The sequence below is a fragment of the Paenibacillus sp. J22P51 genome (genome assembly GCF_059692215.1).
Genome location: NZ_JCAUAZ010000002.1, coordinates 589,944 through 614,287, shown reverse-complemented (window position 1 = coordinate 614,287; position 24,344 = coordinate 589,944). Strand labels below are relative to the sequence as shown.

The following is a 24,344-nucleotide window of genomic DNA, read 5'->3' as shown; positions in this document are numbered from 1 at the left end:
AAAAGACTCCCGTCTCTAAGAAAATTATAGCTACTCCTATGGCTATTTTTCATGATCTTTTTTGTTGTCTACATGATTATTTTTGAACCAAAAAGAACGGTCTGCCTCTTATGAGCAGCCGTTCTTTTTGGTTCAAAGTTTACGATATTTTACTCGCAGACGCTCTGCCATCCATAGGCAGGTATCCCATAAATCGCTAACAATTACTTATTACATACACCGACTTGATACAAAATTGAATTGACCCAATGAAAACCAGATCTGAAAATTATTTCATTTGGAGAAACAGATCTTACATGCAGCACTTTACACTGAACACAAAAATAACTTTTCAGAATCAGCTCCTCCCATTGTCTTCATAAATAGGTTACTTTTTAATATGAATTTAATTAACATTCGCTCAAATTACCCTTCGTTAGCTGCCTGCAGTACCTGAAAAATTAAACATCCGCTCCAAGGTTCTTCAAATTATTGAAGCTGGTCGCCAAGCATTCAAATGGATCTCGGCCATAACAATCGTCTTGTTCAACCGGGGCCCATTCTACACCAACGTGTTTGCATGCCTCCAAAATTTGGGTGTAATTCATATTACCTTCACCAATCTCGGCAAATCGCTGTTCGCCATCACTCATGACTGCAAAATCTTTCAAGTGAACGAGCTTCATTCTTCCTTTCAATTTGTTTATCCATTGTATTGGATCCGCTCCTCCAGATTGTACCCAGAAGAGATCAAGTAAGAATTCCACTGCTTCTGGGTCTGTTTCCTCCATGAGGATTTCCAAGCCTGTTTTCCCACCAAATTTTGCGAACTCAAAAGAATGATTATGGTAAAAGAATTGTAATCCTGCCTGCTTTAATTTTCTTCCGATTTCCGATGCTTCTTTGGCGAAAGTCACAAACCCTTCTTTGCTGCTGCGATTTTTCGCTGGCATTCCTCCTAATCCCACATATTTGCAATCCCAAATCTTATGCTTTTCAATAACAGCGTCCAAATCATCCGTTAAATCCGCGTATGGTATGTGGGTCGCACAGATTGTCAGTTGCTCTCGGTTAGCAATTTCTTTCAAATCCTTGTTATCGATAGGACCTATTCCTGAAACTTGAATGGCATTAAAGCCAATTTGTTTAATCTTTCTAAGACTGATTGAGATATCTTCAGGAGTTTTTAAAAAATCCCTTATTGTATAGAGCTGAGCTGCTATTTTCAATTAAATCACTCGCTTTCATAAAATTGCCTTTATACACATTTCAATAATTTCTTTCTCGGAAGTCGCAATGGTAATTAATTGGTAGTTGTGTCGATTTAGCTAAATAAAAAGCAAGTTCTATAGCGTCTTCCCAAGTGGTTCGTTTATCCATCTCAATTTCCTTACCTGCATGCACGAAGGAGATGGCATATCCCGGATTCAGATCTTCAATACGAATCTCATCGTTCATACTAATACCTCCTGATTTATATCACTCTCACACCAAACTCAGTCTGATACTTTCAGAGCCTGTCAAATGGAGGTTAAATTTCCACGTATGCGGGAAGCATTCGCATCGAATCGGCAGCGATTCTCCCGATTCGGTCTCTGCAAACAGAAGGCTATTTGAATTATTCGATCTGACGAACACAGTAAGTTCTGTATCTCCGCTGCCTTGAATCGTCAACTCCGCCCCTTGTTCGTCCTCACGCAGGTCAATGACGTCCGTTTCATTGTCGGCTGTCATGATCCCCACATTGTCAGATAAGGTGATCATATGCATGTCATCCCGGTTGACGGACACTTCAATCTCCTGGTCTCCCCAAAGCAAGGCTGTTCCAACGGGAGATGAGCTTTCTTCCCACCAATTGATATTAAGCGTGTAAATCACACGCAAGCCGTCTTCCCTATCATAAACCGTAAACCCGATGTCTGGACTACCAGCTAACCAGCCTCTCTCACGTTCCCTTTCCATAACAGACGCCCCAAAGCCATGCAACAACTGTTCATACCATCCTCGAATCCGATGATCTGAAGGATACGCCTTCGCATTCACATACAGAACTTTTCCTTGTCCCAACTGATGCTCCAGAATCAACGGGTCTCCGTTGGCGCTTGTCGCCACGACTGCGGCAGTCAACGTCTCTAATCTACCGATTTCGAGCGTTTTGCCTGTTTCCAGCTTCGTGCTTTGGTAACCAGTTATCTCGGCGCCGATCAATTGCCTTATTTCTACAGAATCAGCCAAGGAAGGGCATTCTCCAAAAGCATCCGAACGACTTTTGGACGCGTACAGATGCGGCAGCCCGATGAGTAGCGTTCCGCCTTCCCGCACGTACCTAATCAATTTTTGGATTTGCGCCGCATCCGCCGTATTCCAGCCAAGAAAGGCCATGTGCGCGTAGCTTCCAAGTATCTGATCATCCGCTTCAACGGGAACGATGTCCGCAATGCCATACGGAGTACCGGTATAATAGCCGACCGGTTCAGAGGGGCAAGGATGTCTGTAAATGGGTGAAAGAACCGACCGTGGATAAAACACATTTAATAGATCCCAGCTTTCTTCCGGAGCGGAAAACGCCCATTCCTCCCCCTGCTGGGCCCATACATTCCTGCGGCCAAAACACGTCCACCCGTCATTCTGTCCATGCAAAAACGCCATTGGCCCGTGCAACCTGCCCCTACGGGTATGCGTGCGAACAAACCTGTAGAAATTCCGCTGTTCGTCCGTATGACGGCGACAAGCCACGCTGAACCTCTCCAGATCAGCAAACCGCTCTTCCAGTCTCCATAAGCCTTCTTCCGTATTGATCTGATCGACTCCATGCATGTAACACAAATATAAAGCAAGCCGATACCGCCGATAACGTTGTTCAGTATCGTGTGGCGTCGTTGACCATTGCACCGCCAGATGCGCGCCGTAACTGTCTTGACCGTATGCACGAGATGCCCCTCGAAGCGCTGAAATAATGACTTCATGCGGACCGTACATCAATTCTGCTCCTTGCCAAGGAATTCCGGCCTGGTATAAATATTTGAACAAGACAGAAGGTCCTGTATGCCTTGACGCATAGTGCGGAACGAGCCCGACGTTCTTGACAAACTGTAGAGCGGCCTGTTCCATGTCCGTTGCCGCAAGTGGATCCAAGTTATAGTAAATGCCATGCGATGTTCGCACAGGCGTTTGAAATACGACATTCCCTTCCATGCGCGACATTCTGCTCCACAGGTCGCAATACAACTCCCGCTCGGCGGCAGGACGCGCCCCCCAGTAGCTGGAAAATCCATCTCGTTCATGCGCTTGGCTTCCAAGGAAATTAGGTCCGCCGAGCGTATTCCTGTCCGGATTAACACCGCATCCAGACAGCTCTCTGCTTTCGACGATCAGAGCGTATTGCAGACCAAATTTTTCACATAGTTCCTTCGATTGCTTCCAATCAAGCTCTTTAAGAGACCTCGTACCCGACCAACGGTAGACGGGACGGAACGTGGTCATGTTGCCGATCTGTTGATTCATATACCAAGCAAGGAAATACGCCATTTCGCGGGCATCCGATTCGATGTAAACCGGGTCTGATGTTCCGGTCAGCACATGATCGTCGTCTCGTTCGACGGAACGTTCCACTATATCGCTCCACGTACCGTATTCGGTGCACAGCTCGATCGTCGCTCTTCCTCCGGCACGTTCCGCTATAAAGCGGATCTCGTTAAGTCCCTGGCATTCCGTTATAAACTCACTTTGTTCGGGCTGGATGTGCGATCCACCATTCACCGAAACTTGAACCTTGATACCTGGCTTACCCGCTTGAACCCATACGCCAAAAGCTTCTCCGGCAGTAACGATGTCCGGACATGACACAATACCGAAATCACCTGGTCGACTGACGAATTCGACAGATCTCAGCTTATAGGGAAGCGGATCTCGATAGTCGGATTCAAGCGTGATCGTCATGTCATGATTCCCCGATTGAAGGACACCATGAGGAATCTCGAATTCGGACACTGGCCAGCGGTAATCCCGTTGAAAACATTCACCCTGAAAGACAGTCTGTCCATTGATATTCACGCGGAATTTCGCCCATTCTTTTTTGGACAAGTTCCGTCCCACCCAGGAAAAAGAAGTGGAAAACGGCACTGCCGGAGCAAACGGGGGAAGTAGATTGAGGGAACCCTCCGTTTCCAAGCATGGATCTTCCAACCAGACGTTTCCAGAATAGTGGCTACCGGAAACGTGTACCAGCAAGCAGGCAAGCTTGCCTTCCACCGGGATGACGACGCTTTTTCGCTCCCATCCGCAAGTGCCTGCACCGATGTCGATCCGATAAATCGCATCTGGTGTGTCGGAAATATCCCGTGGAGACTTCCCTTCCTTGACATAGAACACTTCCGCCACCATCTCAAGTGATCCACCCGGCAACAGCTCCACTTGTTCTTTTTTGCACCAAACCGACATCCCTAACGATTTAACTCCGGCATTCCTTATTTCTGGGAATTCACCTTCGATCTCGTTCCAGACTACTTTGGTGTAAGCTTCCCGTGGATAATCCTCACCTGCACTTCTCAAGTCCAAACTGAACCGGCTATGGTGGGTGATAGATTCACACAAACTGTCATCGATCAAACGGTAAAGCGGAGGAAAGTGCTGTTCCGTCATCCAAATTGGGGGCAGGTCAACTTCGCCAGTGAGCCTTAATCTGTAGCTCCGGACATCGCTCGGGATCCATCCGATATCGTTTCCCGAAAAGCGCAAAGAAACGCTTTCGCCAGCCCTCAAGTATCGATAGTCCTCATGCGTGATTCCATCCCCAGAGAAGCACCCCTCAGGCAAGTGATACAACCGCTCAAAGCCATAAACACTATGGCCTACTGCTTCAAGAGATCTTTCATTCTTTTCTATAGATGGATTCATTGGTTATCTCTCCAATCACTATCTAGCTTTGTATAAAAAGTATCTAATTCAATTGATTCGCCATTATTTAAACGGGATTGTTCCGCTGCAAACGCCATCAGATGACTGCGCACCGAAGCGGCTGCGGATGTAAGGCCATCACTGCCATTGTAGTCGCGTACTTCCTTCAGGAAGCTACGGACAATGCCGCTATCTCCGCCCCCATGCCCTGACGTCTGTTTGGGGATTTGAATCTCGGTGTTTTCGTGGGTAAGGAAATCCATTACCGTAATTTTGTCTTCCTCGCCGCGAATCTCACCCTTTGTACCCATAATCTGTATACGCCGTTCCTGGTGTCGAGTGAATCCGCACATACTGAATGTTGCCGTAGCGCCGCCCGTAAATTCCATGTTGACGACTTGATGGTCCACTACATTGTTGTCACTCTTGTAAACACAGCGACCGTAATTCGTTTCCTTTAAGCCCTTCACAATGTTTTCCCGCGTAAGCTCTTCGGTAAAATGCCGCGCCCAAGCTTTACCTTCGCCAAAGTAGAAGCGTGGCGCCGAATACGGGCACGTGGATTCCACTGCACAGGTGATGCAAGTATCCGAAGAGCCCTCCGGAGCGTTGCCGGAATGGAAATGCTTCAAAGAACCATAGGAGCTGACGCGCAGGCAAGATTGATCCATCAGCCAAGATAAGACATCCATATCGTGACACGATTTTGCTAAAATCATAGGGCTCGACTTGTCAGAGTTGTTCCAATTCCCCCGGACAAAGCTGTGCGCCATATGCCAGTAACCGACGTTTTCGTTAAGCTGAATCGAAACGATCTCGCCGATACGATCTTCTGTAAGGAGCCGTTTAATCGCCGACCAGAACGGCGTGTACCTAAGCACATGACATATCGTAAGCAGCCGTCCGTTCGCTTTGGAGGCCAATTCCATCTGGATACATTCCACAGGATCCGGCGACATCGGCTTCTCAAGCAGGACATGATATTTGTTCTTTAACGCTATTAACGTTGGCTCATAATGCATCCGATCCTGTGTAGAGATGATTGCAATATCAGCCAGCTGAGGCTCCTCGAGAATCCGCTCCCATGACGTATACTGACGCTCCGCCGGGATGCCGTGCTGCAACGCGAATTTGGCCAACCGTTCCGGATTTGATTCGGCTACAGAAACGAATTTCAGTTCATGCGGATAATCGAGTGCATACTGCGCATACGCCGCGCCTCTGGCGCCAGCACCTATCATAATTGCTCTAAGCTGTTTCATTAGACATTCTCCTATTTAATTCTTTCGAATTTCCTTGCAAATAAATAGGTATCCAGTGAAACCAAATTGGCTGCACAGAATACCTTATCTTGCAACGCTATTTATTGAACGATATATCCTAGGGTTTACTCCTTGATCGCTCCGATCATGACCCCTTGGACGAAATACTTTTGCAAAAACGGATATAGGCAGAGGATCGGTAAAGTCGAGACGATAATCGCCGCATATTTAATGGTTTCACCAATGGCATATTTGTCGTCACTAATAGATCCCGTCATCATAGAATCTGTATTGTTTTCGATCAAAATTTCGCGTAGGACGAGCTGGAGCGGATACGCTTCACGGTTCCGTAAATAGACCAGCGCGCTGAAGTAGGAATTCCAATGTCCTACTGCATACCACAAAATCATGACGGCAATCACCGGCATTGACAGCGGGATAATGATACGGAATAAAATCGTCCAGTCATTAGCGCCGTCCATTCTTGCAGATTCCTCCAAACTAACGGGGATACCTTGGAACGAGGTACGCATGATGATCATGTTGAATGTATTGATCGCTCCGGGAATGAGAAGCGCCCACATTGTATTCATCATCCCAAGCTCGTTCACGAGCAGGTAATTCGGAATTAAGCCGCCATGGAACACCATCGTTATAACGATAAAAAACATGATCATATTTTTGAAATATAAATTCGGTCTGGACAACACATAGGCCCCGATCGACGTCATTAACAGGTTGATTGCTGTGCCAAGCAGCACATATATGAGCGTATTCTGGTACCCTTTGATGATCATCGGGTTATCGAATACAGCTTTGTAAGCACCAAGATCAAAACCGGCCGGCCTGAGCATCAGCCCGCGATGTTGCAAAAGTGACGTCGCATCGCTGAGCGAGGCGAGCAGCACGTACAAGAACGGGTACAGCGTAACTGCACAGAGACCTAGCATCAACAGCGTATTAAAGTAGCCAAATGTTCGTTCTCCCATGGTTGGTTTCATCTGCCAACCTCCTTTCTGAGCCTTTCTAGATGACAGGTAGCTACCACAGCTTGTTATCGCTGACCCGCTTGACGAAGCTGTTGGCAGCCACGATCAAAATAAAGCTGATCACGGAGTTGAACAATCCGACAGCGGCTGTGAAGCTGTAGCTTGCCTCCATTACCCCTTTGCGGTATACGTAAGTCGATATGACATCCGCCGTCTCATACGTGAGCGGATTATACAGGAGAAGTACCTTTTCGCTGCCAACGGACAGCATGTTGCCCATTTGTAAAATAAACAAGATAACGATTGTCGGCATAATGCCGGGAATTGTAATATGCAGCGTTTGCTTCCAGCGATTAGCACCGTCCATCCGACCAGCCTCGTACAGCGTCGGATCAATGGTTGCGATCGCCGCCAAATAAACGATTGAACTCCAGCCAATGCCTTGCCATATACCGGACGAAACGAACAGGAAGCGGAACCAGCCCGATTCTTTCAGGAAGTCGATCGGTTCGATGCCAAGGGTGCCGATGAGTTGGTTAATGAGACCGGTACGGCTTAAAAAGTCTATCATCATTCCGGATACAATGACGATAGAAACGAAGTGCGGTAAATAGGAGATGGACTGTACAACCCGTTTGAATATGCTGCTGCGAATCTCATTTAGCAGCAGCGCAAGTATGATAGCTGCTGGGAAAGCAAACAACAAATCGTAAATGTTGATCAATATGGTGTTTTTTATTAATCTCCAAAAGTAAATGCCGTTAAAAAAGCTTTCGAAATGCTTGAAACCAATCCAAGGGCTCCCCCAAATTCCTTTCGCCGGAGAAAACTCTTTAAAGGCAATTTGCAAACCGTACATCGGTCCGTAGTGGAAGATGAGATAGTAAGCGATAACGGGCAAAGCCATTAAATAAATGGCCCAATGACGCTTCAAATCGACACGAATAGTTTGCCAGACGGTCGGATTTCGATAAACTTTGGTTGAGGTGCTGCTTGTCTGAACGGTTCCGGTATTTTGCGTCATCGTCTCGCCTTACCTTTCTTTCTAGATACGATATAAGATCTGGGAGATGAACCTATTTCATCTCCCCGTCCCAACTCTCGATTAACGCTTGTTGAAGCGTTCAAGAGCCGCTTGTTGAATTTTGATTCCATCCTCTATACCCATGCTCTGAATCTTTTTGACGTATTTGTCAAAGTTATCGATCGGCTCCACGCCCATGATGAACTTAAGAAACATTTCGTCTTGATACGTCTGAATATCTGTCATGATCGAACCGAATTTGCTGCTCTCTTCCTGCGTTGGCGTAACGAGCGGCATTTTGCGCTCGACTGTCGGTTTGGACCAAATTTCCAAAGCACTCCTCTGCTGTGGAAGCGCGAGATATTGCAATTGGAAATTGTCACTGAGCACGAACGGTGCGCTCCAGCCCGCCCGGACGTACTTCGCTACCGATTGCGCGAGGGAAACTCCAGCCGGAGGGTTTAAAACTTCTGGCGTGAATACAGCTTTACCATTTTCCGACTTGTAACTAACACCTTCTAAGCCGTAGTTGAATAAACTATTACCTTTTTCGCCGTAAGCGTAATCGAGCCATTTGACTGTTTCAATGGGGTTTTTGTTGCTTGTCGTGATTGCGGCTCCAACGCCGTTAGTAGCAAAGTCTCTTTGCCCCCAAATCGCTTTGTCCCCAGCTTTCAATACCGGATATGAAGCAGCGACTAGTTGGAAGTTCGGGTCTTTGTCCTTCATGAGGGCGGCGAACTTGCCTATGCCTCCTCCGACGAAATTTGCGGATGCACCCAAGAGGTTCGTCGTCATTTTGTTATCGAACAATTTTTCGTTCGGAGCTGCGAAATCCTTGTCAAGCAGGCCTTCCTTATACCATTTGTTCATCGTTGTCAGGAATTCCTTATACTCCGGCTGAATTGGGCCGTATTTTACTTTGCCACCGTCTTGATAATAGCTGTAATTGATTCCCCATGCACCAAGGAACGGAGCATCGGCTTTGAACAACTCCTTATCAAGGTAAATTGGGATTTCGTCCGCTTGGCCGTTGCCGTTCGGATCTTTTTCTTTAAACGCTTTCAACACGGTATACCATTCGTCGATCGTCGTCGGCATTTTCAGCCCTAGCTTGTCTAACCAATCTTGACGGATCGTCGGTCCAAAGAACACTCTGACCTTCTCGTCACCACGAATAAAGGGAAACATGTACATGCTGCCATCGTCTGTCGTGACTTGCTTTTTCCAGTCTGGGTGTGCGTCCATCAGTTTTTTCAGATTCGGTGCATACTTATCGATCAGATCGTTCAGTTTAATAATTTTGGCGTCTTTAATCGCCCTTTCAGGTCCTCCCGGATAGAACGACGTCCCCGCAGTCCAGTTCGTTTCGAGAACGTCCGGCAGTTGATTGGAGGCAAGCATCAGGTTGAACTGTTCTTTGGCCTGCTGGGCTTCAAGCGGTGGATGCTGGAATTCGACCTTCACGCCGGATATTTTTTCAAGCTCTTTGTACATGCCCATTTCGGCGTAGGTTTTCATTTGTGATGAGGCGTTAGAGTTGTTAGCTACCCAGTAGGTTAAATTCGTCAGCTTCGGCGGCTGCGTTTCTTTATTTGACTGCGGTGACGCTGATGACGTCTCCCCATCCTTTTCATTGCTGCACGCGGCAACCGATAACGTGAGTGCGGAGATCAGTATGACGGAGCCTGCTTGTTTCAATTTTTTCTTCATCGTTTTTGCCTCCCTTTTAATTGTCAATAATTTGCTGCTGGTTAAAACCGGGCTATCGTTGTCCTGGCTTCTGGTTCCAAGTGTAGCCTCACCAAGCCGATAATGAATAGGCTCTATATTTCATTTCCTGTGTATTTTCGTAAGAAATGCGGGATAGAAGTAAAGAAATCACTAGACATTAAAAATCGTCAGTATACGTACATAATGAAATATGGGCAGCCCGCGAAGAGGCTGCCCTTTTATATGTCTGAACCGTTTTTGGCTGGCATCATCGTTTCACGGTATTTGCCCGGCGTAATGCCCTCCAGCTTTTTGAAGGCGCGGATGAATACGACATAATTATTATATCCGAGCTTTTCCGCGATTTGCGCAATGGTCAGATCCTTGCTTCCCAGCAGTTGTTTCGCGATTTCGATCCGCTTATGCGTCACATAATCTAACAAATTTTGCCCTTGATTTTTTTTGAAGAAAGTGGAAATATATTGCGGAGTCATCCCGAAACGATCCGCGATATGCGCTAGTCCGAGATTCGGATCATCGATACTAGAGTCAATCAGGGTAATAATCTCCTGCAGCAGTTGCGTATTGTGATCGGATCGGTCCACATTGAACGAGCGCGTAAGTGTTTCATACAACTCCTTCGTTTTTAAGTGCATGCCTTGCGCCGTCGGATAGCTGAACACCGCTTTGATCGGATCAAAGTCCGCTCCAAGCACTTCTTCCTGGTTCGTATTCGTGGAGTTGAGGATTTTCAAAAACGTACTCGTTACGTTAAAGAACAGGCATTTTCCCAATTCCGGTGTCATGTGGCTTGAATCGAAATTCATCGAATAAATCTTATCGAGCAGTTTCTCAACATTGTCGGTGTCGCCGCTTCGAACGAAATTGGTGAGCTGTATCTCGATTTCAAGCGGATAATAGTAGTGTTGCTTGGCATCGATAATATCTTCGAAATGGATAATGGCATTTTTCCCCACAATGAGTCGATATTCAAGAGCCGCCAGCGCTTCCGGGTAAGAATTGCGAATCGCTTTGGGACCCTGGTGAATCCCCCCGGTCGCCACTGTCAAGTCAATTTTGAACCTTTGCGAGATAACGCTGTAGAGTGACTGGGCGATTTCCCGAATATCAGATTCGGCTAGTTCATCTCGACCTGCCTCCAGGTTAACAAGAAATGCGAGCCGATCACGGTCAAGTTCGACAGCGAATCCCTTATGATTAAGTTCAATCAAATCAACACCGATGTTCGACACAATAAACCTTACACACGCCCATTCCTTTTCGGATTCTTCTTTGGTAAAGCCATGAATGTCCTCGATCTTGATAAGGATGATGGCAAAACGGTCGCTTACAAACGCTAGCTCCATATACTTGAGCGTATCTTCGCTTTCCGCAGAAACGTCAACGTCCATATAACCCTGTAAAAGACGGGACAAGTAGTTAGCCCGGATGAAAGGGATTTGCTGCGCCAAAGTGCTTCGCAAGTTTTTCTCTTCGTGGATTGAGCCTTCGATCGTTTGCCGGATAAACTCATATTCGTTAGAGGGGGGGCGCTTGATCATATCTTTTCCGCTCATAATCGCATTCACGGTCTTTTGAAGAGGCTTATAATTGCGGTAGGCCCCAACAATTACGGCTAACAGCCCGGCAATCAAACAGAGGACGAACAGCCCGATCGACCATTTTTTAATTTGATTGACCTGCTGCATAAAAACGTTGTTTGGCGTTATGGAAACATATTTCCAGCCAGCTTTTTGCGAGGACGTAAACGACACCATTTGATCTGCTCCATCAAACCGATATTCGAACGGAACCGTCCTTTCTTCCATGCGGCTTAGTAAATCAGATGGAAACGGCGTTTCACTGGTACCCATGATCGTTTTCCCTGTATCATCAATGATGTAAATGGCGCTATGACTTGCTGATTCAAGATTGGCGAACATTTGTTTAACCTGATCGACGTCAATCAACACGATAAAACAGCCTAAATTGTCAGATTGCGAAAGGACGGGCAGCGATTGCATATAGGTGATAACTTCTTTTGGCTTATATTCCCTGTTTGTATACGGATCGACACTAGTGGAAAGTGAAGCAACAGGTAAGTAGGACATTTTATGCTCTTGTTGCAAGAGCATTCGCCAATGATCATACGACATGTTCTTCATGGCGTAATAGGTGGAATAAAACGTCCGCGAATCTGTCAACAAATCGTCCTTAACAATCGTGTCGCTGCTTGCGAAATAGACATAATAATCAAAGATAAAACTGCTGGTCATACTGCGATACCTGCTCATCTTATCCTGCTTGAATTGAACGAACTCGTATTTATCAACATCATCAGCATTGGCAGGGATTTTAAGCATATATTCCAGCTTGGGGTCGAGTGCGACCTGGCGCATTAAAATATCAACTTCAGACAACTTATTGTCCAGCGACATCTTCAACTGCTCCAGCATCGCCGCATTGGAACGATTTGTGCTATTCTCCAGACTTTGTTCCACTTTGGTATATAAAAACAGCCCCATTGCAAGTGGTATCAATAAGATGAACAAATTGGAGGCGATCATCGTCAAAAGTGAGCTTCTACGACTGTTTATAAGACGTAAAATTAGAGGCATTTTCAAAATAGGACACACTCATTTCTTAGATTTACTTTTTAAATATTGTAACCCATCAATTGAAGAAGTCTATGTGATCGGCAATTAAATCCTCGTTATAGTCGACATTAACCGAAATAAATAAGGTGACGGTAATCATTCCTCCCAAATATTTACTCTAACCGACAACGCTTGTCGAATGCAAGGCTCAATTTTCGAATGAAATAGTTAACTATTCTCCATAAATTCAAAAAAAGCCCCGCCACGGACTTGACCTTCCGGCGGAGCAATTCGATGATAAAGTTGGGAAGCCATTTATTTTTTCTTCGGATGACGATTTGCCATTTGTAATCTCTCCCCTTCTTTTAAATCATGCTAGACCTCTTCCCACAATCTTCTTATGTTGTCGAGACCGATCTTCGTACCAACTTTGCATTCTTCCATTCCTTCGAATTCAAGCGAAATGTACCCGTCATAGCCGGAGTTTTTGACCACACGAAGCACTTCCCTCATATCGATGTCTCCGTGACCAACAATGGCACCGCGCAAATAATTGCCGCTTGTCGTCTTAAACCAGCCTTCACCCGGATTCAAATAAGAAGGACGGAGATAAAAGTCTTTCACATGTACTATAGAAGCATATGGCAGGTTGTTCTTCACAGCCGCCACCGAATTTTCATCGACGCACATGAAATTGCCGACATCCAGCGTTGTGCGGAAGTTCGGACGATCGACAGCTTGAACCAGAGCCTGCACCCGATCACTTGCCTGTATGAAATAGCCGTGATTCTCGACGCTAGTCACGATGTCGTACTGTGCAGCGTAATCCGCAATTTGCCTGCATGCCTCTACTAAACGATTCAACTCTCGGTTAAAGCTGCCAATGGAATTGTCGCTGCTACGTGCGACGTCATGCCGCATCCGCTTAACACCTAGTATCGCCGCAAGATCGACTTCCTCCTTCACACGCGCTATCTCCTGCTCATAGGCTTCCTGTGTGTCGGTCTTAAAATTGGCCCCGATCGCATAATTCGATATATCGATTCCACGCGACTGCGCCTTACTCCGAATCGCATAAGCTATCTCTGGCTTACCTGCCAGTTCGAATCCGGACGGCACGATCTCAACATGCTCGCCTCCTTGGTCGGCAATCCAATCGATCACACCCAGAATGTCCATTTCTCCAGATTTCAAAGCACGGACCAAACTATATGTACTGACGCCTAGTTTCATCCTCATCACCCTCAATTTCCTTATGATTGGTTGGTTATAGCTGAATCTCTGTCCCTTTGGCTGCTGATTCATAGATAGCGCATAACATTCTCATCATCGTAACGCCATCCTCAACCGGACTGATCGGTGTACACCCCGTACGGCAGCAGGAGACGAAATGACTAACTTCGTTATAGAACGCTTCCGTCACATTGATCGATTTATGATTCGTCTGCGGTGTTACATTCAAAATCGTGTCATGCTTCTCTGTAATGAAAATTAGTTCTGGCTCCACCTCTACGCCACCTTGATCTCCGTATAATTTCACAGTAGACTCACCTTTATTAGCGTGCAGTGTAAAGCTCACGTCTACGAGCAGAGAGGCCCCATTCTCGAAACGGATCAACGCGTTGGCCATATCCTCAACGCCGTTCGTGTTTGGATCATAGTCTGCAGCCTTGTAGAACGACAGGTTGCGAACATGAGCTCGATTCCCCAACTTCTTGTATGAATTGCCACTGACAGAAACAGGCTTCGGCCGCCCCATCAAATACCAGCACAGATCGATGAAATGTACGCCGATATCGATGAGAGGTCCCCCGCCAGAGCGCTCTTGATCCGCGAACCAGCCTCCCGGATTACCGAGCCTGCGGAGGGAGGAAGCCTTCGCATAGTATATTTCTCCCAGCTCGCCGTTGTCGATAAACCGTTTCACGAGCTGTGCATTTGCATCGTATCGGCGCACGAAGCCAACTTGAAGTGTCTTGCCAGTCTCAAGCACCGCCTCTTGAATCTGAAGCGCTTCTTCGACTGTACGGCACAAAGGTTTCTCTACCAACACATGCTTACCAGCGCGTAAAGCGGCAATGCTGATCTCAGCATGCGTATTGTTCCACGTGCAAATACTAATCGCTTCCACTTCTGGATTAGCCAGAAGCTCCCTGTAATCCGTGTACACATGAGAGATTCCGTATTGCTTTGCTTTCTCCTCCGCCCGCGCCCCATTCAAATCGCAAACCGCATACAGTTCCACTTCTTCCAGCTTCTGATACGATTGCAGGTGCAAGTCGGATATCGATCCGAGACCAATGATGCCAATTTTCGTTTTTGATACGATCATGAGTGTACATCCTCCTAGGTATGGTTGCTTTGATGGACATTTGTACTATACAATCAGAATATCATTCACCTTCTGGAGGTAAAATAGCCATCATGACCACATACATGGACTATACGATCAGTTCAAAACAAAAGCGCATTATTGACCGTTCGACCGATAAAAGTATGCTGAATGTAAAATCACTTGCCATGATCAACGTCGGCCATTTGCCTAATCGTACGCTATATCGGCGCAAGGCTGTCTTTAGGCATTATGCGTTCGTCTACATCGCTGGAGGCTCCGGCACTTATCAGGTGAATGACGGTGAGAAACAGAAGGTTGGTAAAGGCAGCTTCTTCCTCTTCTTCCCCGGCGCTTCTTTCGACTATGGACCTGATCACAATGAAATGTGGGACGAGTATTATTTCACAATTGAAGGATCACGCATTGGAGAGTGGCTCGACACTTGGCTGACTGAACCGGACCGAGTTCGGCAAGTGAGCACCGATGACGCGCAGCAAAGCAAAATCGACCGCATCTTTATGTTGATGGAAATCGGCGACCCCGCCAATCTGGACCGAGCATCCTTACTCTTGGAATCACTAATTTACGAATTCGTACTGAGCAGCCAAACAAGCCTCCAAGCCAAGTCCAATGACACCATGGCCATATTATTAGATGACATTGCCGCCTCAATCCATCAACCGTTTGAAGCCGATGAGGTTTGCGATCGCCATCATATTTCTTTATCAACGCTGCGCCGGATGATTCACAAGGCTACAGGCTACTCACTTCACGAATATGTGCACAGGCTCAAAATCTCAGAAGCCAAAAATATGCTGCTAAACACCCATCAATCAGTGAAACAAACAGCGGTTTCGCTTGGATTCAAAGATGTATTCTACTTCTCTCGCTTGTTCAAAAAGTATGTCGGGGTTTCACCCCAGCATTTTCGCGCTAACGTATAGATGAAATGCAATAAAAAGCCAGACAAAAAGAGAGAATGCTCCCGCGCCTGCGCTTGGGCTACATCCTCCAAATACTATTGAGACTTTCCTGAACCTATTTCATCTTCCAATCCCAACTCTCGATTAACGCTTGCTGAAGCGTTCAAGAGCCGCTTGTTGAATTTTGATTCCATCCTCGATACCCATGCTCTGAATCTTCTTGACGTATTTGTCAAAGTTATCGATCGGCTCCACGCCCATGATGAACTTGAGAAACATTTCGTCTTGATACGTCTGAATATCCGTCATGATCGAAGCGAATTTGCTGCTCTCTTCCTGCGTTGGCGTAATGAGCGGTAATTTACGTTCAGCCGTCGGCTTCGACCAGATTGCCATTGCGTCTCTCTGCTGCGGCAGTCCGAGATACTGCATTTGGAAGTTGTCGCTGAGCACGAATGGCGCACTCGTAGTCGCACGGACATGCTTCGCTAACGATTGCACAAGGGTGACTCCGCTTGGCGGGTTGAGGACTTCCGGCAAGAATACGGCCTTGCCGTTTTCCATTTTATAGCTCGCGCCTTCTTTGCCGTAGTTGAATAGTAGCTCGCCTTTTTCACCGTAAGCGTAATCTAGCCATTTGACCGTTTCGATCGGATTTTTGTTACTAGTCGTGATGGCGGCGCCGAGACCATTGAATGCAAAATCTTTTTGGCCCCAAATTGATTTATCGCCGGCTTTCAATACGGGATAGGGAGCGGCGACCAGATTGAAGCTCGGGTCTTTGTCCTTCATCAGGTTCATGTACCTGCCGATGCCCCCTCCGGTATAGAAAGCGGATGCCCCCAGCAGGTTCGTCGTCATTTTGTTATCGAACAATTTTTCGTTCGGAGCTGCGAAATCCTTATCAAGCAGACCTTCCTTGTACCATTTGCTCATCGTTGCAAGGAAGTCTTTAAACTCCGGCTGGATCGGGCCATACTTCACTTTGCCGCCGTCTTGATAATAGCCGTAGTTGATGCCCCATGCGCCGAGGAACGGAGCGTCGGAGCTGAATAACGCTTTGTCGAGGTAGATCGGGATTTCGTCCGCTTTGCCGTTGCCGTTCGGATCTTTCTCTTTAAACGCTTTCAAAACAGTGTACCATTCGTCGATCGTTGTCGGCATATTCAAACCCAGTTTGTCCAGCCAGTCCTGACGTAAGCCCGGACCGAAGAACACTCTGACTTTGTCGCCGCCACGCAGGTACGGGAACGAGTAGATGCTGCCATCGTCCGTCATGATTTGCTTTTTCCAATCCGGATGCTCGCTCAACAGTTTTTTTAGGTTTGGCGCGTATTTGTCGATCAAATCGTTCAACTTGATAATTTTGTTGTCTTGAATCGCTTTTTCTGGTCCGCCCGGATAGCCCGTCCAGCCTCTCTCAATGACGTCCGGCAGCTGGTTGGAAGCGATCATTAAGTTGAACTGTTCTTTTGCCTGCTGAGCATCGAGCGGAGGATGCTGGAATTCAACCTTCACGCCAGTTATTTTTTCAAGCTCCTTATACAATTCCATTTCGGCGAATGTTTTCATCACCGAAGCGGTTGCGGATTGGTTCGCTACCCAATAAGTCAGATTGGTCAGTTTCGGCGGTTGCGAATCGGTGCCCGACTGCGGTGACGATAAAGATGTACCTCCGCTGTTACCGCTGCAAGCGGTTACAGAAACTGCGAGTAAGGAAACCAACATGACGAAACTTACTTGTTTCATTTTTCTCTTCATTGTCCTTGCCTCCCTTAATAATGAATGAGTGTGTGTCTAAGTGAAGTCAGATCATTGTTGTCCTTGCTTCTGGTTTCAAGTGTAGCTTCACGAAGCCGAATATGAATAGGCTCTTTATTTCATATCATGTGTATTTTCATAAGAAATGCAGGATAGAAGAAAAGAAATCACTAAGACATTAAAAATCGTCAGTGTACATTTTCAAGAGAAAAACTTTTTATAGAAGTCCTTTTTGGTTACGAAAGTTATTTCCGTGAGGAAGGGCTATCCCCGGCCGACCGATTCCGTTCGAACTCGGAGGATAGCCCTCGAAGATGGTTCACCTATAGACTTATTTACTGCTGAAAAACAACCGTCGGATTGGAAGAGGTGTCAGTCACGCTTTCCTTGTGTGTCCCTCCGTAGGAGATCCCGAACGTATAAGATCCGGGCAGAAGTTCCTTGCTTACCTCACCGCCACTCGTGCTTCCGATCGTCCGCCAACTGCCTGCATAATAGGAGGCAACACCACCATTAAGCGGATTCCCTTGGCTGTCCTTCAGCTGCACCTTGACGTTCACCGTCTGGAAGCCGATGACAGCGTTCGTCGACGTATCCTGCACTTTTTCCTTGTATGTGCCTTCGTATGTCATCGCAAATGTGTAGGACCCGGACAGCAGCTCCTTGCTAATCTCGCCGCTGCTTGTGCTTCCGATCGTCCGCCAACTGCCTGCATAATAGGAGGCAACACCACCATTAAGCGGATTCCCTTGACTGTCCTTCAACTGAAGCTTGACGTTCACCGTCTGGAAGCCGACGACGGCGTTCGTTGACGTATCTTGCACCTTCTCCTTGTACGTGCCTTCGTATTTCATTGCAAATGTGTAGGACCCGGGCAGCAATTCCTTGCTGAACACTCCGCCACTCGTGCTGCCGATCGTCCGCCAGCTGCCGGCATAATAAGAGCCCGTACCGCCATCAAGTGGATTCCCTTGGCTGTCCTTCAGCTCCACCTTGACGTTCACCGTCTGGAAGCCGACGACAGCGTCGGTACCCGTATTTTGCACCTTCTCGTTGCGTGTCCCTTCATACGTCAGCGCAAATGTGTAGGACCCAGGCAGCAATTCCTTGCTGATCTCGCCGCCGCTCGTGCTGCCGATCGTCCGCCAGCTGCCGGCATAATAAGAGGCCGCACCGCCGTCAAGCGGATTACCTTGGCTGTCCTTCAGCTGCACCTTGGTTTTCACCGTCTTGAAGCCGACGACAGCGTTGGTACTGGTATTTTGCACCTTCTCGCTGCGTGTCCCTTCATACGTCAACGCGAATGTATAGGACTTTTTCGGCAGCGATTTGCTTACCGATCCGGAAGCGTCGGTGATGCCGAAATCTTTCCAGCCGCCGTCATAATACATCACGTTGCCGCCACTGAGCGGATTGCCAACGCTGTCCTTGAGCTGCACCTTGACGGCGTTCGTCGCGAGCGTAAAGCCTAACAGCTGAGGTAGCTCGACATTTCCCGCTTGGTCTGTAGACTTGTAGAGCAGGTTATAGGTGCCGTTTGTGTCGAACGTAACGGGCGCCGTATACAGCTGCCAGGAAGCCCCGTTGTCCAGGCTGATCTCGGTTTTGGCCACACCCGATAAGCTGTCGTAACTGACCAAGGTGACCGTGACCGGATTCACGTAAGTGCCGTTCGGGCCGTCTGGTGCTGCCGGCGCTGCGGTAGCTGTCGTCACAGGCGGCGTTGTATCGATGATCGTTACAGGCGTATTGATCGTTACATTAACTTGGCCCTTAACGCCGGAATTGTCAGCCGCTTGAGCGACTACAGTTACGACTCCGTTTTTATGAGCGGTGAGAAGACCGCTCGCATCAATCGTCGCCGCATCGGTAGTCGTCCCATTGTCGCCATAAACAGCCCATGTAACCGCCTTGTTGGTGGCATTATTCGGCTGCACCGCAGCGGTCATTTGCAGCGTTCCGTTCACCTGGTTGATTAAAGTTTTTCCGTTCTCGCCGCTAACTGCAATAGAATGGACGGGAACATCGTTAATCTTATAGACATTAATTTCTGCTGCCGAGGCGTAGTTGTTCACTCCCGCAGTCGCCTCCAGCTTGATATAAGCTGCCGATACTGGACCAAACACCGCTTGCTTCAAGCTCGTATCCGCAGTCCACGTTCCGCTTATTACCTTAGTATAGTTCACATTATCCGTACTCGTATAAATGTTGTAGGACGTAATTCTGCCGTTCGTTTGTCCATCTTGTCTGGGCAAGTAGCTCAGCTTCGTTACCTTGTATGTTCCGCCCATATTCAATGTGATGCTCTGAGGCAACGGATCGACTTGACCCCAACGGGTATGCCACATCGTCATTGAATTTCCGTCCAATACGTTTGACGCAGCATTATTAGCTTTAACCGTCTCTTGACTCGTCGCTGTTGCCGTCATTTGTGAATGAGGAATGAGAACCGATTCATTGTTCTCGACCGGTGTTTGCATGGCGGTAAGCTCCAGAACAGGACGATTGCTGGCCGCCACATTCTCGAAAGCTCCGTAGCTGGTGCTAGTCGTACTTTTCGTTGCGCCAAATATTCTCAAGGAAAGCTTTTTATCGTTGGCCAAAGCGGAATTGACTTGGCTCGTCACATCGATTTCATGTAAGCCCATAGTTGGGGAAAAAGTAGCTAATACGGTTCCTGTTGAAGCCGGTTTATTATTCCAGGTAATCGTATTCTCCGACCATGAATTATTGCTGATCAACTCTACGACTTGATTAGGAGCCGCCGAGCCGGTAGTTACCATATTCAATTTGATTTTTGCGCTATATACGGAACTCGTCACGGATGAGAGATCGAATTTAACATAGGACTCACGGGACCAGTCGGGAGTAACGTCGTTTTTGATCTCCATCGTCGGCAAAATTCCATAATTCGTATTCGCATTGACACCATCCCGAACAAAAGCGTCATCGTACGAGTCAAGCAAAATTTTGCCCGGCGACGATTGTGGACCTCCTGTTGGCGGAGTTGGCGTTATCGGAGTCGCTCCCGATGATATACCTATATTTTTCAAGGTCACATTATCGATGTTTACGTTGGTCTTGTTGCTGACCGCGAAGCCAGTGCGTCCGGCTGTCGTTTTCAGCGCTGAAATATCGCCGTCATAGAGCAATACTTGATCAACCTGGAGCTTATAACGGCTGCCCGTATACGTCAATTTCACCAAATGTGGAATGCCTTGGGTCAGATGTATGCCGTTGTTTTCTCCCGGAGGGGGATCGTTTATTGTTCCCGTGTGCCCTTGCGGATCCATATAGAACCAACCGCCTGCAGCCGCATCATAATAGATTTTGGTATAGCTGTCCGGCCCGGTGTAACGGATGACGGCACCCGCTGTATTGCCGGATTGCGGCGTGATCGTGAACGTCATTTCGCCGTCGGCGATATCCGGTGTATTCTGATCGAGCGCTATCGTATCGTACCGATCCGTTTTCAAGGAGAGCTGCTGGTTCGATATCTGGACTTGCCCGTTGCCATATGCAGCGATCCAACCGCCCAACTGTCCGTTGTCGAACGTCTGATCCGCTGTCTCGACCGGCGTCACTGTGCCTGCATCCACGGTAAAGTCGTCGATAAGGAGCTCCTGATTGTTATCCACGCTTAAGCCACCGGCTTTTTTGATAATGCGGAAGCTGTAATCATCTGCGCTGCCCGTCGTAAACGTCTTGCTGTAGAAGTATTTACCAACGTCGAGCGTATCATTGAACTGATCGACGGCGCTCGATCCGTAGCCGCTGGTTAACGCAAAGCTGTAGCTGTTCGCATACTGCGATTTGTACGGGAAGCTTACCGTGTAGGTCGTATTCGGCAGCAATTTAAGATTCGTTGGAATCGTGCGAACGATTTCACCCAGATGACCATTGCTGGCAGTCATTTTAAACGAATAGTTTCCATTGAGCGTATTGTAAGTGTATCCTGCATGCAATCTCGATATTTGATTAGTTCCGCTGTTATAGACGAACGGCGTGAAACTTTCCTGGTTGCTTTCGAAATTTTCGAAGAAGTAATGACTGCCTTGCGGCGCCTTATTTACAAGCTCGACCACACGAATATCGTCCAAATCCGCTTCCGCTGTTGTCGATCCGGCAACAGCGTTCGCTTTCATATAGAAGGTTGCGCTCGTAGAACCGGCCGGCACGGTAAAATCGACCCAGATCCGCTGCATATAGCTCTGTCCTGACGCACCTCGAGGCGTATTGAATTCCTTGTTCAGAATGTTCGACTTGGTGAGCGTATTGGTCATTTCCGCACCGCCATAGTCCTTCACTCCGATCGTCAGCGTCCGACCATTTTTGACCTCCGCATATACGGATGCCTGGTACGTTTTGCCCGGCGTTAAACCGGTTAGCGTCTGGGCAATGGTTGCATCGGCGCCATTGTTCCCTTTCACCTGCAGGTACGTTCCCCCGCCTACATCCGTCTGGATGGACACATGACTTGTGCTGCCGCCGGTTGAAGTGACGTTCCAATTGTTTAATAACCGGCTATCGAATCCCGGGTCTTTGGTCAATCCGCCTTCGCCGAACTTCAAAGCTGTTACAGGCGTGATCGCGTCTGACTGGCCTGCTTTATAAACAACGTAAGGCGTGTTCGCTTCTGCATTGATCGTCACTTGATCTGAGTTTACAGGCAAGTTCGTCACCAATACTTTACCGGTATCCGTAAGCTTATACAGATCCACAGTCGTTACGCCTGTCCAACTAGCGGGAAGTGCCCATGTCGTATTACCCCCAACAGAATTCCAGTGGTACAATTTGGTTTCGGTTTGAGGATCCCATGGAAGTAAATATTGTGTCAGCTGAGGCGTCACAGTCTTAGGGTGATAATTTGCATCAGTGGTTGGTATGATTTTCTTTTTAAACTCTTTTTGGTACGTTGCGATTAATGCTCCATTCTTCCTCAATTCAACTTTAGGATTGTTGGTAACATTCGTCCCGTCATTCGTTACCGTACCCGGAGTCACGACTTGACCAGTCAAACCCCCTTGGAAGGTAACACTTGTCGTTTGATTCAACGTCTGATCGATGTTCATCTTCATGATTTCGTGATTCTGCATGTATTTATAGATCAAGTTATTCGTAAAGAAGACTTCCATCTGATCCTGGACAGTTAAGTTACTATCTCCCTGATCTTCGCCTCCATCGTCTCCATATGACATGGAGCCTGCATGACGGCTGCCAAGCAAAATCGGATCGTACATGAATTCATCGGTCACATGGTTTCTGATGAACCTTTCCACTTTGCTTTCGTTCTGCGTGACATGATTCCAAATGCTGTAGCGATCGAGTGCGCCACTGAATTCCGTGCCGATCATAAAACCATTCTTGTTCAATTCGTGCGCAAGCTTCCACTGAGCGTAACCACTACCGCTATACACATCGAGGTACGTCCATTTCAAGCCCGGAACGTTCTGGCGAATTTCAGCGATTCTGGCAGCCAAACCGGTTGGCCCGTTATCGATCGCATCATCCCAGCGCTTTATGAACTCTATAGGGGCAATACCTTTCCAGTCTAATGTCCCATGAGACTTATCCGGGCTGTAAGCATCCGCCGCTCGATTTAGTTCTCTATGATTGATATGGATGCCTACATACGCATTTAACTTTAAGGCTTCCGTCGCTAATGTGTTCAGATCCGTCTGTCCGCCAGCTTTCGGATCGAAATTCCTGCCATAATCCGGCTGAAGATTATTTCCTTCCATCTGGCCTTTAACCTCAAAGAGCTGTCCAAAGCCGTCCGAATACAGATAAAACTTCTTCAGATTATCAAGCACACGCAGGAATGGCCATTGCGTCAGCATTCTGGTGTGGGAAATGTGCGGCGACACCTTCGGGATAATGTCGGAGCCGTAAGGAAGCGTCATAATTTTCCGGTAGCCGATTCCGCCATCCTGCCAGTTCACGACTCCGTCCGAGTTCGCATCGGCGTTAATAGCTACCTTCAAGTAGGGGAGCTCAACGATGTCTTGCTTGCTGCCGTAAATTTCCCGGTATGTCCAAGGATGGCTCCAAACGCCCAGCTTCTTATAGCCGGTTTTTGCAACAGTCTGATATACGGCATGCTGCTCATAATCATTATAAGCCGGGCTGATTTTTTGATTATCAGGCACAAATTCGAATGCGTTGCTATAGATCGCCGCCGCAAGCTCATTCGTATTCAGAAGCACATACGATTTCCCGACCGGGGCGGTATCCAGCGCTTTGTTCGCAAGCAGATTGTATTCTTCCTTCGTGCTGTTCCATGACCGCACATCGACGCCTGTTTCTTGCGCGCCTGCTTGCGTATCGCGAATGGAGATCAGACTTTGGTTCGGAATTTCAAATGTTCGGACCAGTGTGGAACCGTTTTCTTGAATGTCCGTCACTTTGAAGCTGAGCACGTTATCGACAACCTCAATCTCGACGGTTATCACAACATTGATGCTAGCAAAAGTAAGTGTATAGTTTGCTTTATTAGCAGCTATTTTCGAGAACTGTACTGCTGGCGTATAAGAAACGCCATTGATATTTACCGTAGAAAGAGTGTCCTCTTGACCGTACATGATTTTTCCGTTGCTCAGGAGTTGGTATTGAATGACCCTTGGAAATTGGTCGTCAATCGTAACTTGCATGTCGGCGGATTGAACTGTAGCCGAAGCGGCATGAGCTGTAGGAATGCCTAAATCCACCGTCTGTGCGGCCATGAGGATTGTCGCGAATAATGCAGCGAACTTGGTAAAACGGAAAGATTGCTTAGTTTTCAACACTTTTTCATCTCCTTATGTATAAATCGGAATAACTAAACACCTGGTCTGGTACCGTTCGGTAATAAGTCACCCCCTTTACA

General features: G+C 47.4%; 13 protein-coding genes. 1 reads left to right on the top strand and 12 read right to left on the bottom strand.

All coding sequences use genetic code 11. The features are described from left to right. Positions 1–440: 440 nt before the first annotated feature. The 10 genes from AC58QC_RS07145 to AC58QC_RS07100 all read right to left on the bottom strand — a co-directional run bounded on the left by AC58QC_RS07145 (position 441) and on the right by AC58QC_RS07100 (position 14,792). Positions 441–1,208, bottom strand: a complete 768-nt coding sequence (locus AC58QC_RS07145; RefSeq protein WP_497414494.1) for a sugar phosphate isomerase/epimerase family protein — start codon at positions 1,206–1,208, stop codon at positions 441–443. Positions 1,209–1,248: 40 nt separating this feature from the next. Continuing rightward, positions 1,249–1,437 carry a hypothetical protein gene (locus tag AC58QC_RS07140; RefSeq protein WP_497414493.1) on the bottom strand — a complete coding sequence of 63 codons (189 nt, stop codon included), beginning with the start codon at positions 1,435–1,437 and terminating at the stop codon, positions 1,249–1,251. Between the two features lie 27 nt (positions 1,438–1,464). Continuing rightward, positions 1,465–4,875 (bottom strand): type 1 glutamine amidotransferase family protein, encoded by a 3,411-nt coding sequence (locus AC58QC_RS07135; protein WP_497414492.1) that lies wholly within the window; start codon positions 4,873–4,875, stop codon positions 1,465–1,467. Continuing rightward, entirely contained in the window at positions 4,872–6,137 is a 1,266-nt protein-coding gene (locus AC58QC_RS07130) for a Gfo/Idh/MocA family protein (RefSeq protein WP_497414491.1), read from the bottom strand. Before AC58QC_RS07130 ends, AC58QC_RS07135 begins: the two co-directional genes overlap by 4 nt. Before the next feature lie 125 nt (positions 6,138–6,262). Continuing rightward, entirely contained in the window at positions 6,263–7,138 is an 876-nt protein-coding gene (locus AC58QC_RS07125) for a carbohydrate ABC transporter permease (protein WP_497414490.1), read from the bottom strand. A 40-nt stretch (positions 7,139–7,178) separates the two neighbouring features. Beyond that, entirely contained in the window at positions 7,179–8,150 is a 972-nt protein-coding gene (locus AC58QC_RS07120; RefSeq protein WP_497414489.1) for an ABC transporter permease, read from the bottom strand. An 81-nt stretch (positions 8,151–8,231) separates the two neighbouring features. Further along, positions 8,232–9,863: a type 2 periplasmic-binding domain-containing protein gene (locus tag AC58QC_RS07115; protein ID WP_497414488.1), complete on the bottom strand. Its 1,632-nt coding sequence runs from the start codon at positions 9,861–9,863 to the stop codon at positions 8,232–8,234. Positions 9,864–10,102: 239 nt separating this feature from the next. Next, on the bottom strand, positions 10,103–12,430 hold the full coding sequence (locus AC58QC_RS07110) for a helix-turn-helix domain-containing protein (RefSeq protein WP_497414688.1): 2,328 nt from the start codon (positions 12,428–12,430) through the stop codon (positions 10,103–10,105). Positions 12,431–12,835: 405 nt separating this feature from the next. Beyond that, on the bottom strand, positions 12,836–13,693 hold the full coding sequence (locus AC58QC_RS07105; protein ID WP_497414687.1) for a sugar phosphate isomerase/epimerase family protein: 858 nt from the start codon (positions 13,691–13,693) through the stop codon (positions 12,836–12,838). Positions 13,694–13,727: 34 nt separating this feature from the next. Continuing rightward, positions 13,728–14,792, bottom strand: a complete 1,065-nt coding sequence (locus AC58QC_RS07100; protein ID WP_497414487.1) for a Gfo/Idh/MocA family protein — start codon at positions 14,790–14,792, stop codon at positions 13,728–13,730. Between the two features lie 92 nt (positions 14,793–14,884). Between AC58QC_RS07100 and AC58QC_RS07095 the strand changes: the two genes are divergently transcribed. After that, positions 14,885–15,739: an AraC family transcriptional regulator gene (locus AC58QC_RS07095; RefSeq protein WP_497414486.1), complete on the top strand. Its 855-nt coding sequence runs from the start codon at positions 14,885–14,887 to the stop codon at positions 15,737–15,739. A 123-nt stretch (positions 15,740–15,862) separates the two neighbouring features. Here the strand turns inward: AC58QC_RS07095 and AC58QC_RS07090 are convergent, their stop codons facing one another. Next, positions 15,863–17,479 carry a type 2 periplasmic-binding domain-containing protein gene (locus AC58QC_RS07090; protein ID WP_497414485.1) on the bottom strand — a complete coding sequence of 539 codons (1,617 nt, stop codon included), beginning with the start codon at positions 17,477–17,479 and terminating at the stop codon, positions 15,863–15,865. Between the two features lie 335 nt (positions 17,480–17,814). Further along, positions 17,815–24,261 carry an endo-alpha-N-acetylgalactosaminidase family protein gene (locus AC58QC_RS07085; protein ID WP_497414484.1) on the bottom strand — a complete coding sequence of 2,149 codons (6,447 nt, stop codon included), beginning with the start codon at positions 24,259–24,261 and terminating at the stop codon, positions 17,815–17,817. Positions 24,262–24,344 lie beyond the last annotated feature (83 nt).

Bases quoted from the DNA above. Each gene is read 5' to 3' on its own strand.
- AC58QC_RS07140 (WP_497414493.1), bottom strand. From the start codon at position 1,437: ATGAACGATGAGATTCGTATTGAAGATCTGAATCCGGGATATGCCATC.
- AC58QC_RS07135 (WP_497414492.1), bottom strand. From the start codon at position 4,875: ATGAATCCATCTATAGAAAAGAATGAAAGATCTCTTGAAGCAGTAGGC.
- AC58QC_RS07130 (WP_497414491.1), bottom strand. From the start codon at position 6,137: ATGAAACAGCTTAGAGCAATTATGATAGGTGCTGGCGCCAGAGGCGCG.
- AC58QC_RS07125 (WP_497414490.1), bottom strand. From the start codon at position 7,138: ATGAAACCAACCATGGGAGAACGAACATTTGGCTACTTTAATACGCTG.
- AC58QC_RS07120 (WP_497414489.1), bottom strand. From the start codon at position 8,150: ATGACGCAAAATACCGGAACCGTTCAGACAAGCAGCACCTCAACCAAA.
- AC58QC_RS07115 (WP_497414488.1), bottom strand. From the start codon at position 9,863: ATGAAGAAAAAATTGAAACAAGCAGGCTCCGTCATACTGATCTCCGCA.
- AC58QC_RS07110 (WP_497414688.1), bottom strand. From the start codon at position 12,430: ATGATCGCCTCCAATTTGTTCATCTTATTGATACCACTTGCAATGGGG.
- AC58QC_RS07105 (WP_497414687.1), bottom strand. From the start codon at position 13,693: ATGAAACTAGGCGTCAGTACATATAGTTTGGTCCGTGCTTTGAAATCT.
- AC58QC_RS07100 (WP_497414487.1), bottom strand. From the start codon at position 14,792: ATGATCGTATCAAAAACGAAAATTGGCATCATTGGTCTCGGATCGATA.
- AC58QC_RS07095 (WP_497414486.1), top strand. From the start codon at position 14,885: ATGACCACATACATGGACTATACGATCAGTTCAAAACAAAAGCGCATT.
- AC58QC_RS07090 (WP_497414485.1), bottom strand. From the start codon at position 17,479: ATGAAGAGAAAAATGAAACAAGTAAGTTTCGTCATGTTGGTTTCCTTA.